Annotated in this window: 15 protein-coding genes; 8 read left to right on the top strand and 7 right to left on the bottom strand. The window is 41.2% G+C overall.

The window, feature by feature from the left end; translation table 11 throughout:
* Nucleotides 1-337 precede the first annotated feature (337 nt).
* The gene (locus CXF81_RS08345; RefSeq protein WP_101180913.1) at nt 338-1207 is read right to left on the bottom strand and encodes an SDR family oxidoreductase; all 870 of its coding nucleotides are present in this window, start codon (nt 1205-1207) and stop codon (nt 338-340) included.
* A gap of 14 nt (nt 1208-1221) precedes the next feature.
* The gene (locus tag CXF81_RS08340) at nt 1222-1683 is read right to left on the bottom strand and encodes an SRPBCC family protein (RefSeq protein ID WP_101180912.1); all 462 of its coding nucleotides are present in this window, start codon (nt 1681-1683) and stop codon (nt 1222-1224) included.
* A gap of 244 nt (nt 1684-1927) precedes the next feature.
* Here CXF81_RS08340 and CXF81_RS08335 point away from each other — a divergent pair, with 244 nt between their 5' ends.
* Nucleotides 1928-3376, top strand: a complete 1449-nt coding sequence (locus CXF81_RS08335) for a M20/M25/M40 family metallo-hydrolase (RefSeq protein ID WP_101180911.1) — start codon at nt 1928-1930, stop codon at nt 3374-3376.
* Between the two features lie 51 nt (nt 3377-3427).
* Here the strand turns inward: CXF81_RS08335 and CXF81_RS08330 are convergent, their stop codons facing one another.
* Nucleotides 3428-4330: an alpha/beta hydrolase gene (locus tag CXF81_RS08330; protein ID WP_101180910.1), complete on the bottom strand. Its 903-nt coding sequence runs from the start codon at nt 4328-4330 to the stop codon at nt 3428-3430.
* 67 nt (nt 4331-4397) lie between these two features.
* Between CXF81_RS08330 and CXF81_RS08325 the strand changes: the two genes are divergently transcribed.
* Both CXF81_RS08325 and CXF81_RS08320 read left to right on the top strand, forming a co-directional pair.
* Nucleotides 4398-5018: an RraA family protein gene (locus tag CXF81_RS08325; RefSeq protein WP_101180909.1), complete on the top strand. Its 621-nt coding sequence runs from the start codon at nt 4398-4400 to the stop codon at nt 5016-5018.
* 372 nt (nt 5019-5390) lie between these two features.
* Nucleotides 5391-6251: a family 16 glycosylhydrolase gene (locus tag CXF81_RS08320; RefSeq protein WP_101180908.1), complete on the top strand. Its 861-nt coding sequence runs from the start codon at nt 5391-5393 to the stop codon at nt 6249-6251.
* Between the two features lie 131 nt (nt 6252-6382).
* On the opposite strand, the gene CXF81_RS08315 is transcribed toward CXF81_RS08320, so the two are convergent.
* The 3 genes from CXF81_RS08315 to asnS all read right to left on the bottom strand — a co-directional run bounded on the left by CXF81_RS08315 (nt 6383) and on the right by asnS (nt 10094).
* Nucleotides 6383-6847, bottom strand: a complete 465-nt coding sequence (locus CXF81_RS08315) for an Lrp/AsnC family transcriptional regulator (protein WP_101180907.1) — start codon at nt 6845-6847, stop codon at nt 6383-6385.
* A 30-nt stretch (nt 6848-6877) separates the two neighbouring features.
* The gene (locus CXF81_RS08310) at nt 6878-7984 is read right to left on the bottom strand and encodes a GGDEF domain-containing protein (RefSeq protein WP_101180906.1); all 1107 of its coding nucleotides are present in this window, start codon (nt 7982-7984) and stop codon (nt 6878-6880) included.
* Between the two features lie 712 nt (nt 7985-8696).
* Entirely contained in the window at nt 8697-10094 is a 1398-nt protein-coding gene (gene asnS / locus CXF81_RS08305; RefSeq protein WP_101180905.1) for an asparagine--tRNA ligase, read from the bottom strand.
* A gap of 214 nt (nt 10095-10308) precedes the next feature.
* Here asnS and CXF81_RS08300 point away from each other — a divergent pair, with 214 nt between their 5' ends.
* From CXF81_RS08300 to CXF81_RS08280, 5 genes are all read left to right on the top strand, one after another.
* Nucleotides 10309-10737: a hypothetical protein gene (locus CXF81_RS08300; RefSeq protein WP_101180904.1), complete on the top strand. Its 429-nt coding sequence runs from the start codon at nt 10309-10311 to the stop codon at nt 10735-10737.
* 479 nt (nt 10738-11216) lie between these two features.
* Complete coding sequence (locus CXF81_RS08295; protein ID WP_101180903.1) at nt 11217-11477, top strand: calcium-binding protein; 261 nt, start codon at nt 11217-11219, stop codon at nt 11475-11477.
* Between the two features lie 38 nt (nt 11478-11515).
* The gene (locus CXF81_RS08290; RefSeq protein ID WP_101180902.1) at nt 11516-12994 is read left to right on the top strand and encodes a sensor histidine kinase KdpD; all 1479 of its coding nucleotides are present in this window, start codon (nt 11516-11518) and stop codon (nt 12992-12994) included.
* Nucleotides 12991-13581, top strand: a complete 591-nt coding sequence (locus CXF81_RS08285) for a hypothetical protein (protein WP_101180901.1) — start codon at nt 12991-12993, stop codon at nt 13579-13581. Before CXF81_RS08290 ends, CXF81_RS08285 begins: the two co-directional genes overlap by 4 nt.
* Complete coding sequence (locus tag CXF81_RS08280; protein WP_101180900.1) at nt 13578-14963, top strand: sigma 54-interacting transcriptional regulator; 1386 nt, start codon at nt 13578-13580, stop codon at nt 14961-14963. Before CXF81_RS08285 ends, CXF81_RS08280 begins: the two co-directional genes overlap by 4 nt.
* Here CXF81_RS08280 and bioA read toward each other — a convergent pair.
* Nucleotides 14960-16240: an adenosylmethionine--8-amino-7-oxononanoate transaminase gene (gene bioA / locus CXF81_RS08275; RefSeq protein WP_101180899.1), complete on the bottom strand. Its 1281-nt coding sequence runs from the start codon at nt 16238-16240 to the stop codon at nt 14960-14962. The two genes, CXF81_RS08280 and bioA, sit on opposite strands and share 4 nt — an antisense overlap.
* Nucleotides 16241-16304 lie beyond the last annotated feature (64 nt).

The following is a 16304-nucleotide window of genomic DNA, read 5'->3' as shown; positions in this document are numbered from 1 at the left end:
GGGGCCTAAACCTAACATCACTCGGTTCAATAAATAGTATCATGTCCGGATCAAACTAGAATTTTTGTTGGACACGATTACAAAAGCGCGCCTCGAGACCAATATGCTTGGGGAACCACCGTGTTGCAAAAAAACGCAACAATATACACGTTAAAGTAGGCACAACTGAAACTGAATTTGTCAGCTTGCGAGAGTCATGTAATGCGAATTTACCCGTTCCCATGTTGTCTTTTACTGACATGCAAGGTGTTCTAAAAGTAAAGGCTACGATTTGGACAATATAGTCAGGATATTTGAAGCCACTCAGTTGCAAATAAGTAAACCAATGGCTCACTTCCTAATGATCTGATTTTTTGATCGTAAAGCCAGCGTGGTCAGTCCGGTAATCGTCTTCCATACCGAGTCCGTGTATTTCTTTTCCGCTTAATTTAGACAACCATTTCAATGGTAAAATTCGTGAAGCGATATGTGTTTTAGTCGCTTGATTACCAAACACGATACGCGCTTTATTACGCATTATTGAGTTCGCGATATGCAGTGCTATGGTTTCCGGCTTAGTGGTTAAAAATCGTTCTTTAAATTTTTTACTTTGCTCTAATCTGGTGATATTTGTATCAATACCGCCAGGATGAACCAGATGCACTTGCACTTGAGGATGCACCAGCTCGAGCTCAGCACGTAATGATTCCGTGTAGCCACGAATAGCAAATTTACTAGCACAATAATCCGCAGTATTTGGAGGCGCGAGCAATCCAAATACACTAGACACATTAACTAATGCTGCCCAAGAACGCTGAGTTAAATACGGAAGGGCGGCTTTACTGCCATAAACCATGCCATAAAAATTGACGTTCATAACACGTTTAAGAAGTTCATCGTCTGACGCCCAAGCCGGCTGTGATGAACCTTCAATGCCTGCGTTATTGATCACTATATCAATATGTTCACAATGACTCGCCACATCAGCTAAGTAGGTTCCCCAATCAGTTTTATTGGCAACATCAAGGACACTTGTAAATAGAGTCAATGCAGGGTGGGTTGATTTAAGTTGTAAAGCAACGTCAGATAGCGCCGACTCATCAATGTCGCAAATTGCCACTTTGCATTCTAAATCAGCAAACACGTTGGCTAATGCTCTGCCTATACCCGAAGCTGCACCAGTAATAACCACGGTTTTACTAGCAAAAAAATCATGCAATACAGGCATTGAAGCGTGTCCTTTTAGACTGATTTAGTGGGTATTTGGGGCATATTATCAATAAACTTTAAAATACTGCCGAAAGCACGTTGACCTCCCTGCTGTATTTTTTTGTCAAAGTACCAGTTACCTAGCAGCGGAATTGAAATATGACCTTGAGAACGCCAATGCACATGCGTTTTGCCATCAACTTCAGTCAGCCTAACTTCGCCAAGTTTATGCTTATAAGGGAGTGGTTTGGAATGAATTATTTTGTAACCAAGTAAGTAAGGCGGCTCAAATGCAATAATTTCTTCATGCAAGGTAGCACCGCCAGCTTGAATTTCCCTTATTGCACCTAAGCCATTAACGTCGTCTTTCCCTTTTTTTATAAGACTAGATTTATCAACGCCCTTGAACTGCGAATAATTAGCATGCTCGCTTAATACTTGAAAAACCTCGGCGATGGGTTTATCTATTGTGCGTTCAACTGAAATTGAAAACATAGGATTCCTTATTCTGGTTGTTATTTGAGGTTTTATGATTGATGTTAGTAAAAATCGTAAGGTTGATATTGCATGTTTGTTTTACCATCAATCTTTAGATTTATGAATTATGTTGAGTAATTTGTATCACACTCTACCGCCTGACTTTGGCTTATATTAAGATAAAATGAGGCGGTGGACTAGACAACAGCCATATTCGTGTTTACTTTACGCACTAACGATAATAATTGGAATACAAAATAAAATGCGACAAAAAATTGGGGTAGCTATTCTTTCAATTGGTTTGGTAATACTCTTAGCTAGTTGCGCAAAGACGCCATACAACGCACAGAACGCAATAGTAAATACCGCTAGTACGCCAGCATTGGCGCACGCTTTAAACGTAAAAGAGAATAGTCAAAAAAGCGGTTTATCCTACCAAATTGTGAAATCGCTCACGGTTGAGGTTGGACCAAGGATCGCAGGTTCACAGGGTGATAAGCGGGCTGTCGCTTGGGCTGAGGCAAAATTCAATGAATTAGGCTTTGATAAAGTCTACAAACAAGCTGTTAGGGTTAGAAACTGGGAGCGCGGTTTTGCCGATGCGAAAGTGGTTTCGCCTTTCCCCCAGGTGTTAGCTATTTCAGCGTTGGGCGGATCTATCGCAACGCCGGAAAAAGGACTCGAAGCAAAAGTGGTCATGTTTGATTCGCTCGATTCACTTGCTAGCGCTGAGAAAGCCACGATTGAAGGTAATATTGTTTTTCTAAACACAAGAATGGAGCGTGACCGAGCCGGCAGTTTTTATGGTCAAGTTGTTCCAAATAGAGTAAACGGTGCGGTTGAAGCCGCAAAACAAGGTGCTCAAGCCGTTATCATTCGTTCTGTCGGTACTGACAACTCGCGCTTTGCTCATACTGGCATCATGCGTTATGCCGACGATATTGAAAAAATTCCAGCGGGTGCTATTTCAACCGCTGATGCAGATAATTTGGAAGCTATGTTTAGTGCTCAAAAAAGTGCTCAACAAGATATTATTCTTAATATCAACATGCAGGCTAAAGACGCAGGTTGGCAAACATCTTATAACGTTATTGGTGAGTTCACTGGGTCAGAAAAACCAGATGAAGTTATTTTAATATCGGCACATTTAGATTCATGGGATGAGGGTACTGGTGCACTCGATGATGGAGCGGGTGTCGGTATTGTAATGGCGGCAGCTAAACTAGTAAAAGAGGCGGTAGGTCAGCCTAAAAGAACAATTCGGGTTGTTCTTTATGCGGCAGAGGAAATTGGATTAGTTGGTGCTTATCAATATGTCCGTACTAATAAAAACACATTGGGAAATATTATTTTTGCTGCAGAGTCTGATTTTGGAGCGGGACAAATATACCAACTTGATACAGGTTTTGCTGCAGCGGTAAGAAATGACCCTGCCGATTTGTATTCAGCGCTTAACATGATGGGCGTTAAACTTGGCAACAACACGACCAAAGGCGGTCCGGATGTGTCGATGTTGCCAAATTATGGCGTCCCTGTGATTGCACTTAAACAAGATGGTACGTATTACTTTGACTATCATCACACGCCAAATGATACCTTGGACAAAATTAAGCCTGAGGATATTCAGCAGAACCAAACTGTATGGGCGATGATAACCGCTTATATGGCAATGTCTGATTTTGATCCACGTCCAGCACCAAACACGAAATAGAGGCGCAAGCTTTTATATAAATACAAAAACGCCTAGCCAAGCTAGGCGTTTTTATTTCAGCACAATGACTTTGGGAGTGGCTTCCTCATCAACCAGATAAGCAACCGCAGCGTTGGCCATTAGACCGTTTTTATGACCGACATTAGGCACAGTTACCAGCTGCCAACCGAAATTAACTGCATATCGCTGTGAAGCCTGTTTGCTTTGATTAAAAAAATATTCTCCACGTGCTAGCCTGTGTGGTCCTTGGCGCATAGCCGGCGCAGCCTTGCGTAAATACTTATCGTTAGGATCATTGTCAGCCTCTCCTAACAAAATAACCACTGGTTTTTGCAGCGAAGCAATTAGATAGTCCTGAGTAACCATCGTATTTTTTAATCCGTAAGGGAAAGCAATGTTGAAATCAGGTGCTGTGTACCAACCCGCATTTGCACTGACTATTTTTGAAACTCTAGCCTGTGGGACGAAAAAAATAAAACGATGCACAAACTGCGAACCAGCCGAATGGCCATATAGTCTGTAAGTGTTGTTGACATTTGCATATGTTGATTTTACATAATCGAATAAGGGTTCTATTGCAGAGTATGCCCATACCTCAGGTGGATTAGCTTGCTGGTACTTATCATCTATAAACACATTACCTAAATTGTACCCAAGGGCCCGAGGAAAGTCTTGTTGACTAAACTGCGGAACAATTAGCAATAAATTATGTTGCTCTGCCAATGCGACCCATTCATCTCGATAACGGTCGGCATCTCTTTTAACGCCGTGCATAACAAACAATATTTTACTGTTAGGTGCATAATTACTTGGAGTGTAAGCCCATACGTTTAAGGGTTTTCCTTGCCATTGGTCAAATACAAATTGATGTTTTCCAGAAGGTGATTCTGCATGAGACTTTTGAATACAAAAAATCAACAGTGCTAAAAACATTGCATATTTTACAGTAGTCATGAGGTTCCTTTTATTGTTCCATATGATAGATTATGTCTCACGCCTAAAACAGTAAAGATATTTCGGTATGACTGATCCCACCTATAACGATTTTGCCCAAGTGTCATCATGCGATTTAGCGGATGCGCTGCCCCGTCATCAATTTATGCATTATGCCATTCATCCTTTATGGCCAAACATGCCGCGTATTGCCGGAAGAGCTTTTACCGTGCATTGCGGTCAAGGTGATAACCTGATGTTGCACGCCGCCATTTATGCTGCCCAAGCTGGCGATATTTTGGTTGTACAAGCCAATGATCAGTATGCCGTAAGCGGCGGTAACGTATGCGCCATTGCACAAGCGCGAGGTATTACTGGTTTTGTGATTGATGGCGTTATTCGTGATCTAGATGAAGTGGTTGATATTAAATTTGCAGTCCACGCACTTGGAACGTGTCCAAAACCAGGCGCGAAAAAAGTCTACATACCGCTTAACAACCCCGTGGTGTGTGGTGGTGTAAACGTGCATACCGGTGATATTATTGTTGCCGATAACGACGGCATAGCCGTTATTCCAAAAGCCCAAGCATCAGAAGCTTTGGCCGTTGCGGTCAGTCGACGCGACACGGACCTTCAGCAAACGCTAGCGCAATGGCAAAGTAAGCATGAGCAAAATGTGAAAGATATTTTGCGCCAATTGACGCCATAAATTAACCCCCAACGGCCGCTGACTCTTACCGGTGCTTCTGCTCTCCATAAGTGCCCCCCATAAGTGCGTTCCTTAAGTATTGTCCACAACTACCTGTGGACGCTGCTAATTGCCGACCGTCTGTTTGTGTCATCGTATCTGAAATATCGCATTAAGAAAATCCTCTCTCGGATAATTAATTCAGGTTTTGATGCAATGAGGAGGTATATTCCCACTGGTCTCAAATAGAGTCCAAACTAACGTTATCCATAAGGTAGAAGGACTCATATATGGGATATACTGCAAAGTCTAGGTGTTCTTGTTTTATTGTTATAGGGCTTTTAGTGCCCTGAACGTAATTATTCTATAATCTACTTTATGTTTGGAGATCAGATGAAATATATTTCGTCCATCATTACATTAGCTGTTTTAGTCTCTGCTTGTTCGGGGCCCACCTCAGAAGAGCTCGTTAAAGAAGAAAATGCCGCAGCGGTTAGTGGTTGGCAAGTAGACTTCGTCGATGAATTTGACACCTTTAACACAGAAAACTGGCAAGACCAGATGATATGGGTGAATAAAGAAGACCAATGTTATGTGCCAGATAATCAGTTCAATACACGGGAAGTCAGCGAAGGTACTCTCAAACTAAGAGTGATTGACTTAGGTGAAAAGCGTCCTTGTGACAACATCAGTAAAGACGGTAAAAAGCATCACGATACACAATATGTGGCCGGTCGTATTGCTTCAAAAAACCGTAAGGAATTTATCAAAGGTAAGTGGACCGCTAGATTAAAGGTCCAGAATAGTGGTCAACCAGGCATGTTCCCGGCTTGGTGGTTGCTGGGTGCTTTGAACAACGAAGCACCAGTGCAAGAAGCCAATGAAACTGTGTGTTGGCCAATGACCGGTTCAGGTGAAATCGATATTTTTGAACATCACAGTGATGGTGGCCCTGATCACTATGCAGCTCGCGCAATAACAAGTTTAGGCTACTGTGATGGTGGTGATTGGCAGGCACTGATGTTGGTGCAAGCCGCAACGCTGAGTGAATACCATGATTATTCAGTAGAATTACTTGGCAATGACATCATTTTCCGCCTCGATGGAGTGGAGGTCTACCGTAATAGCAAGGATGAAGACCAATTCCCTGAGCCCTTATTTGCTGTCCTGAACTTCGCAAAGATCAATGACTCTCCTATGACCCAAAATTGGACCATGGAAGTGGACTGGGTGAAACACGAAGTCTGGAAATAAATAAATGCTTCATTTCGCTAGGTGACCGTTTTTCAGCGAGTGTCGTACCTACTATTTACTTGCGAGATAAGCCTGAAATATTGCAAAAAGTGTCGTTAGCCAGGACAAATCCAGACTCGTTATCTTAAACGCTATAAATGATTAAGTGGAATAGCCGTTTGATTTTTAATTTTCTCCATGGCAAAACTTGAGGTAACTTCGCGCAATTCAATACCTGAAATGAAGCGTTTATAAAAATGATCATAGCCTTGCATATCACAAACAAGGACTTTGAGCATATAATCAAATTCACCACTTAATCGATGAAATTCAATAACTTCTTCAAAAGCTTGAGTATGTTCAGCAAATTTTTTGAGCCAACTAGAGTCATGTGTAGCAACTTTGACATTCACAAAAACAGTCAACATAAGGTTTAGCTTTTCGGGTTGAAGAAGGGTCACCTTTTTTATAATGATCCCTGAGTCCTGCATACGCTGAATTCGTCGCCAACAAGGCGTTGTTGTCAGCCCGACTTGTTCAGCAATCTCGGCGGTTGTTAGCGCCGCATCCTGTTGAATGATTCGTAGAATTTCTTTGTCTATTCGATCAATATTCACCGTTATTTTTCTCTACAAGTTTTACGTACTTCATTTTATCATATCAGCAGAAACCGTTTGATTACGACCTTCTTTTTTAGCATTGTAGAGTGAATGGTCAGCTACGTTTATAGCTTGGTCGATATTATCATCGGGAGTAACTTCGTTTACACCCATACTGATCGTAATTTTGATGTCATTGTTTTTGTATTGAATGATGTGCCCCTCAACATGCTGTCTAATTTTTTCTGCAAGTACTACCGCATCCGCTAATCTAGTATTTGGCAGTAAAAACAAAAATTCTTCTCCACCCCATCTTGCCACAACATCTTGTTGTCTAATTTTTTCAACAAAAAATTTGGATAAGCTTTGAAGCACAAAGTCACCGCCATCATGAAAGTATTTGTCATTCACTTGTTTAAAATAATCAATATCGCAAATAAGTAAAGACAGAGGTTCTTTGGAGCGCATTAACCGATTATATTCATGATTTAAATATACTCGCATTCCTCGTCTATTTGGCAAATTCGTTAATGCGTCATGCATCGCTTGCTGTTCGTACTTATGGCTAAGTTCCTCGATATGATTGTATGACTGCTGGCGTGAATATTCATAAAAGCCGAAGAGTAAGGTGACGGTAAGGAATGACAATATCAGGCGCAGCTTGAATTCCAGCGTATATGTCGTTTGTAGCAATGCTTCGTGTGGATAAAACAGCATAATACTGAGAATGATTACAAAAACAGTAATGCCTTTAATCCCCTTACGCAAACCATTAAAAAAGAACGCCACAGGGGGCACAAGATAGATCCAAAGAGGGCCTGTATTAGACACACCTCCAGAATAGACGAGGTAGAGCATTAATATCAACAGATTAATAAAAACCACGCTTGTAGAGATTAAAATGGTGTTACCTAACTTCGGAAAGCGGTGCACCTGATGGCAAAAGAAAAAGATAACACTGGCAAAAAATAGTGAAATTGACAACACAGACTTACCACTAATTGCGGCGTTTAGGGCGAGACCAAATGTGATGGTGTACCCGATAAAAGAAAATAAATTTGAGACAAATAACTGCTGATTCGCGTCTAGACTTTTTTCGTCTGTAGTGCCAATTTGAAGGTATTCTATAAATGTTTTTTTGCCATGTGCAAACATTTGTTTTGTCTCATGTATATCAGTTTTTTGAAAATGAATTTATGGTCTGCAATTCATTAGCGGAACTGAAATTATCAGTAGCTAAATTATGCATCTGTAATATTACCTCGTTTACTCAATGAAACAACAATTTTTTAACATGTCAATAACGACAAATTCGATGATTTGATTCTTAGCTTGAGGATTTCTTGGTAAGTGGTTGGGAGCAATTTCTAAAAAATAGGCTAGCGGTTCTTAAAAAAATAATCAGTAGTCTTAGGGATAGACAACAAGTTAGCTTTTAAAATTGGTATGAAATGCTTAATCTGGCGTTTACAGGCTCACCAATAGTAATGTTGTCATCGTTGTGAGCGCATGGATAGAAGCCTTCAGCGAATAAGCTCTCAATATTTAACGGCACTTTTGTGTCGGCTTATATGTCGTAATGTAGCGCAGCGTCAACACGCGTAAAGTCAGGTACTTGAGATAATATTCTATTTGCCAAACTGCCGTTAACCATCCGGTCTGTATCATAGGCGTCTAAGCTGATGGTCGATATATTCGTATGATAATACTAGCTGACTCACGTCATTGAGGGCAGTGAATATGTCTTCTGTTGATGCTGTTTTAGTGACTCGGTTAACAACACCTTACTTAATTTAGCGTAAATATAAAAAAGGCTTAATACGAAGAGCATATTAAGCCATTTAACTGCGTTATTATTTTCTAAAAATTAGTATTGAGCATTTCCAGGTGTTCTTGGGAATGGAATAACGTCGCGCACATTCTGCACACCTGTAACGTAAGCAACCAGACGTTCAAAGCCTAGACCAAAACCGGCATGTGGAACCGAACCATAGCGACGTAAGTCGCGGTACCAAGAATAATCTTCTTGGTTTAAGCCCATTTCTGCTAGGCGTCGGTCAAATACGTCAAGACGTTCTTCACGCTGCGAACCACCAATAATTTCACCAATACCAGGGGCTAATATATCCATCGCTGCAACCGTTTTATTGTCATCATTAATGCGCATATAAAATGCTTTAATATCTTTTGGATAGTTCTGCATGATAATAGGCGCGCCAACATGCTCTTCTGCCAAATAGCGCTCATGTTCAGACGACAAGTCAACGCCCCATTCAACTGGGAACTCAAATGCCTTGCCGCTGTTTTGCAGAATTTCAATCGCATCGGTATAATCCATACGAACAAATTCAGAGTTCACCACGTTTTCTAATCGAGTAATAACGTCTTTGTTTACGCGTTGTGCAAAGAAAGTCATGTCGTCTAAACGTTCTTCTAAGACTGCTTTGAAGACATATTTCAATAGGTCTTCAGCTAATTGTGCAACCGTTGATAAGTCAGCGAAAGCGACTTCTGGTTCAATCATCCAAAATTCAGCTAGGTGACGACTCGTATTTGAGTTTTCAGCTCTGAAAGTAGGTCCAAAGGTGTAAACTTTTGACATAGCGGTGCAGTATGTCTCAACGTTTAACTGACCTGATACTGTTAAAAAGGTTTCTTTGCCAAAAAAGTCTTCTTTATAATCAACGTTACCTTGCTCATCATGTGGAATGTTCATCATATCAAGTGTTGAAACGCGAAACATTTCACCTGCGCCTTCCGTATCCGACCCGGTAATAATGGGCGTACTAATCCAAAAATAACCCTGCTCATGGAAGAAGCGATGTACCGCTTGTGATAATGAATTTCTAACGCGTGTTACAGCCCCTATGATGTTAGTGCGTGGGCGTAAGTGAGCATGTTCTCTCAAATATTCAATGCTATGACGCTTGGCGGACATTGGGTAAGTATCTGGATTTTCTACCCAACCCAATACTTCCACTGACTTTGCATCAATTTCAATGCTTTGCCCTTGTCCTTCAGATTGTTTCACTGTGCCAATCACTGACACTGAGCAACTGGTTGTGAGACGTATGATTTCATCATAGTTTTCAAGCGTATTCAGCGCAATCACCTGAATAGGGTCAAAACAGCTACCATCGTGCACGTTAATAAACGAAAGACCCGCTTTAGAATCACGACGGGTTCTTACCCAACCTTTAATTGTCACAGTGTCGTTGACACCATATTTGCCAGCCAAAACATCGGCGACTGGTGCATATGTCATATTATTCTCCATGGGCATAACTAGATTTCACCAATTCATTTTTTATTGCTTCACTAACCTGCTTTGCATTAAAGTTTGTATAAAAAAAATGCAAGTGTCAAAATTAGCAAAGTTGTACGCAAGGCGTGCGATATTAGAGACTTCTCATTCAGGTCTCAATTTAGCTGCCAAGTATACTTAACTATGCGGCACATAACAGTAGGCAAATTGGATTATGCAGGATATTCATAAAAAAAATCAGACTGAAAGAGAGGACGCAGGAAAACCTTCAGGGTTTACTAATCGTCGACACACGACTGTGAGCAAGGAACCTTTATTTAGGTGCATGGTTATTTTAAACGCTGCCGCCTGGGTTTCGCTCATAGTCGCACTGGTGCTGTTTCACTATGCTCGCCCAGAATTTATCAGTGGCATGCAAAAATTTTGGGGAGTTGAAGGTCGAGTATATTGGTCAAAAGAACATGTCGATGGCTTGTTGGCTATGTTGCAAGTCTGTTTGGGCTTAAGTTTGGTCTCAATGATCCTGCGCTTGCGAAGGAATAGACGAAAGAACGATAGCTTTGGTATAAATCTTTTTATTTTAGCGAGCATTACTATTATCAGTTTAATCACGCTGAACACAATTTTTTACACCACGCTGTAAGTTATAAGCTAATGTCATCAGCCGCACATCGCTGCGCTAAAGCACCGTATTTCTGCAAGACTCTGACGCTGGCTCTAATCAGTTGACTCAGTATCACGACTATTACAACTATCCTAACTATCACGACTATCGCAGCTATCACAACTATGCTTTGTCTGTTAATGGAGACACCGTTATGGTGAGCTTAAGTTGTTGTAAATTATGGTATTTATATTTAATTTAAATGAGGTTCCGCTTGCCTTTTAATTAAGTGTCTGTTTTTCGCTTCACATTAACGCTATAAAAAGGGTGTGTTTTTCTTAAATATCTGAATTTAATCAATTAAAAATATTGGCTTGTATTTTGTATAGGCATTGTCGAGAGCTTCTTTCACGCAGCCTATTACTGAGAATACGTTCGTTGTAGGTAGTAAATAACAAAAGCGCCACTGGTACTTGTAATTTAGAACGCATTTCACAGGCGCTAATTAAGGAAATAATATGGCTAATTTCAAAAAATTAATGACAATTGCTTTAACCATCATGCTGATGCAGGGTATTTTGGCACTACTTGTCTCGTCTGCGGCGCATGCTCAGGAAAGCCTGATGACGACGCTTGATAACGATCAAGACGGTCTAATATCTTTACGCGAAGCCGCCGGGCATGAGGCACTGCTTGAAAACTTTACTAAAATTGATAGCAACGAAGACGGCTTCATTAGTTTGGACGAACTAGAGGTTAGCAAGATAACCAAAGGCTGAACATTGATCATTGGGCTATTATTTTTTGTGTTATCAATATGCAACTATTGATGCTACGCCCCGGCTATGTAATGCTTGAAAAAATCCACTTGAAATTATTTCGCCACGTGCAAATACGGTCTCTCAAACAACTCATATTTGGTAGCTTCATTGTTGCACTCATTCCTCTGTTTACTTTGCTATGGCAAAGCCAAAATGACTTAGCCAAATTAAATCATAATACGGTAAAAGAGACGCAGTTTTTTGTTCAAACAGCGGGCACTATTAGAAACTTGGAAAACATGGCTCTTGATATCGAAAGATTGCTGCGACAGCACTTCGTTCTCCCCAATGCCACGCTTAAACGACTTAATGACGACTCTTTGAATTTATTGCAAGAACAGCTAACGCCATTTTGCCAACAACTAAATGATGCGGATGTATGCGGACACCTGCATCGACAACTCATCCAACTTGAAAATTACAGCTCAATGACTGATAAAATAGTGCTTGATGCGCATTTACAGTCGTTTCGGATAGCCGTTAGCACATTGAGCGATGGCGTGCGTGATACTGTCAATGAGCGCGTATCTAAACAGCAAGACTACCTATCTAAATTGCAGCAAAAACAGGCATGGTCAACGGCAGTGTTGACCATTCTCTCGTTGACCCTTATTATTTTCGCTACTAAATTGATTATTAAGCCGGTGAATAAGCTAAAAGACATTATTGGTGCTATTGCTGAAAATCAAAATGATCTACCTGCAAAATCTTCTTCGGGACCACGTGAATTAATTGCTGTTGAAAAAGATTTATTTGCCCTACACCAACGCATTCAACAACTTGAAAAAGTAAGGACGGCGCTATTGCGACATGCATCGCATGAATTAAAAACACCACTTGCTAGCTTCAAAGAAGGATGCGCATTGCTTGCAGAAGAAATGGTAGGGCCGTTGAGCATGCAGCAAAAAGAAGTCGTAACTTTGCTCCAAGCCTCTACCACAAGATTAAATTTGTTGATTGAAAAGCTGCTCGATTACAATGCCCTATTGCAACAAGCTGAACCTTCCATTGAAAATATTAAAAGTGCTAATATTATTCAAGAATGTTTGACTCAAAATGGCTTAGCATTAAAGCAATCTGGCTGTATTGTTGAGGTTGAAGTAAGTGATGGCGCACTGAATATACCCACTGATGCAGAATTATTTAGGCGAATATTGGACAATCTTATTTCAAATGCGATAGCGCATGGCGCACTTAAAACTAAAATTTATGTTTTAATTACAGTTGATATTAATAGTTACATTCTGGATATTGCTAATCATGGCAATCCAATCTCGGTTGAGGCACGCACTGACATTTTTGAACCTTTTAAGCGAGGCGACTTTATGCGCAATGACAAAGTTATTGGTGCTGGATTGGGCTTATCCATTGTTGCCGATTGTTCTCGATTACTCGGTGGTACAGTGACTATTGTCGATGTTGATTACGCAGAGGTGTGTTTCAGAATTAAATTACCAAGGAATGTTACACAATGAAAATTTTGCTTATTTTATTGGCTATGTTTTCACTCATCGGTTGTGGACTGCTAAAACCACTGAAGAGCGAACCAAGCGAAGTGGTTAGGTTAATGTCGACCAAATATTGTCAATCTCCAGAAACAATGGCTCGCTTTGGCGATTACTGTGAGCTTGACGCTTGGTCGGACAAATTGATCTTACTATCAACTATTTCATGGCCAATCAGGAGCGATATGATTGAAGCGTTGCCAAATGACCCCAAATCACTTATCGAAAAAGTGTTATTGAGCCAAGGCGACGATACGCCATACCGTAATCGATTACGCGCACAACAATGGATTGAAGACTTGCAAATGCTGACCGACACGTCGATGACACAAGTATTGGATATTCTCATATTCCAACCGAGCCAACAGTTATTGGAATTAGAGTCGGCGATCACTATTTTGAGCAAAGTTAATGCGCGTCAAGAAAAAACGATTACAGCTCAAGAAATTCAACTTGTAGAAAAAGATAAAGAGATAGAAAAACAACGTAAACAGGTTGAGCAATTGCTCGATATTGAGGCATCGATGGTGAATCAAAATAGGAGTGATAGCAAATGATCACAAGCCCAGTAAAAAATGATGAGTTGGCCGCTAGCCAAACTAAAAATATGCCTCGATTATTACTAGTGGAAGATGACGAAAATCTACTGCGCCTATTAACTATTCGCCTTCAAGGTGAGGGCTATGAGGTGACACCATCAAATAATGCAACTCAAGCATTACGTATGATGTTTAATAATACATTTGATGTTGTATTGAGTGACATTCGCATGCCCGGATTAGATGGTTTGAGCTTTTTTGATGAAATAATTCATCGTTATATTAATTTGCCTGTTGTGTTAATGACTGCCCACGGCACTATTAAAGACGCCGTTGCGGCAACACAAAAAGGGGTCTTTGGATTTCTTACAAAACCCATAGACCATGACGAACTAAGAAAAGTATTGGCTCGAGCAACACAGAAAAATACAACCAGCAATATTGGTGATTGGTGCAAGGATATAGTCACTCGTGCACCTGAAATGACCAAGTTATTGCATCAAGCACATCGTATTGCAGGCAAAAATGTGAGTGTGCTAATTAACGGTGCTAGCGGAACGGGTAAAGAATTACTAGCAAAAGCGATTCATCGCGCGAGCGATCGTGCAAATAAGCCTTTTGTGGCAATAAATTGCGGAGCGTTACCAGAAAACTTACTCGAATCTGAATTATTTGGGCATACCAAAGGGGCATTTACGGGCGCAGTGCAATCATCAACCGGATTATTTCGCGAAGCACACGGTGGTACCCTGTTTTTAGATGAAATTGGCGATATGCCAACGTCTTTACAAGTCAAGTTGCTGCGCGCGATACAGGAGAGAACAGTTCGACCCGTAGGCAGTGCGACTAATATCGATATTGATGTCAGAATTATTTCAGCAACGCATAAAGATTTGCAGCTTGAGATGGAAGAAGAGCGTTTCAGAGAAGATTTATATTACCGTTTGAATGTAGTCAATTTACGCATTCCGTCACTCAAAGAGCGGTTTGAGGACATTCCTTTGTTGACCAATCATTTGCTAAAACAAAGTGCTGAAAGGCACGGCGTAAAGGTGACTCGATTCTCATTAGATGCGTTAAAACGTTTGGCAACCAGCGATTGGCCGGGTAACGTAAGGCAGTTAGTTAACGTTGTTGAGCAGTGTGTCGCATTAACACATACTCCCGTGATCCCCCTGAGCCTTGTGGAACAAGCGTTATCTGAACTGTCACAAAATTGGCCAACATTGACACAAGCAAGAGATTCTTTTGAATATCAGTACTTGTGCCGATTACTACAGTTAGCCGACGGCAATGTGACGCGCGCTTCTGATCTAGCGGGTCGCAATCGTACCGACATGCACAAACTATTGAAAAAGCATGGTCTAAATGCCGCTGATTTTCGCGGCAATAAAGACTAATTTGGATATAAGCGCTGAATTGCAAAATGAATTGCAGACGTGAGTTTTTTTAATTGCTCGGGCTCAATAATATACGGAGGCATAATATAAATTAGTTTACCAAATGGTCTTATCCATACGCCTTGTTCTACGAATATTTGCTGAATTTCAGCTACATTGACTTGCTGTTTCATTTCTACCACGCCTATAGCGCCGAGCACTCGGACATCGGCGACAGATTCGTAGTCGTTGAGGCCCGCAAGCTCTTCACGTAGTTGTTTTTCTATACGAGGAATTTGTTGCTGCCATGCACCTTCGAGAATCAAATCAATACTCGCATTGGCAACGGCGCATGCCAATGGGTTACCCATGTAAGTTGGTCCATGCATAAATACGCCAGGGTCGCCAACACACGTTCCTTCGGCAACTTCGTCGGTGCATAACGTTGCCGCCATCGTTAAATAGCCACCCGTTAATGCTTTGCCTAAGCACATAATATCTGGACTGATTTGAGCATGCTCACAAGCGAATAATTTACCCGTTCTGCCGAAGCCCGTGGCAATTTCATCGCAAATCAGTAGGACGTTAAATTCATCACAGAGCTTTCGACAGGCTTTAACATATTCAGGGTGATACAAGCGCATTCCGCCGGCACCTTGTACTACTGGTTCAAGTATTAAGGCGGCTATTTCATGATGGTGCTGTTCTAGTATTTCTCGCATCGGCAATACATCATCCGCGTTCCACGTTTGATCGAACTGGGTTTGCGGCGCAGGAGCAAAAAAGTGCTCAACTAGGCTTTTTTTAAATAAGCTGTGCATACCGTTGACTGGATCGCAGACCGCCATCGCAGCAAAGGTGTCGCCATGATAACCATTGCGTGGGGCGATAAGTTTGACCTTTTGTGAGCGTCCTTGACATGCCCAGTACTGTAACGCCATTTTAATTGCGACTTCAACTGCAACAGAGCCAGAGTCTGCCAAGAATACTCTGTTTAAACCGTCGGGCGTCATGTCGATTAACTTACGACATAAATCAATTGCCGGTTGATGGGTAATACCACCAAACATAACGTGTGCAAAAGCGTCGATTTGTTTATGTGCTGCCTGATTAAGAGAAGGATGATTATAGCCATGAACTGCTGCCCACCATGATGACATGCCATCAACTAACTTTTCACCGCCTACTAAAGTCAGTTCAACACCACTGGTGCCAACGACTTCATAACATGGGAGAGGATTTATTGCTGAGGTATATGGGTGCCAAATATGGCGTTTGTCAAATTCGATATTGTTCAATTTTCAGCCTGCTGTACAGTTTTTTATTTTAGTAAAGTTGACAACTTTGTCGGTGTGCATAGAC

Source organism: Glaciecola sp. 33A (assembly GCF_002836745.1).
GTDB lineage: Bacteria > Pseudomonadota > Gammaproteobacteria > Enterobacterales > Alteromonadaceae > Glaciecola.
The sequence above is the reverse complement of the archived record's forward strand: the minus strand, read 5'-3'. Positions and strand labels throughout refer to the sequence as shown.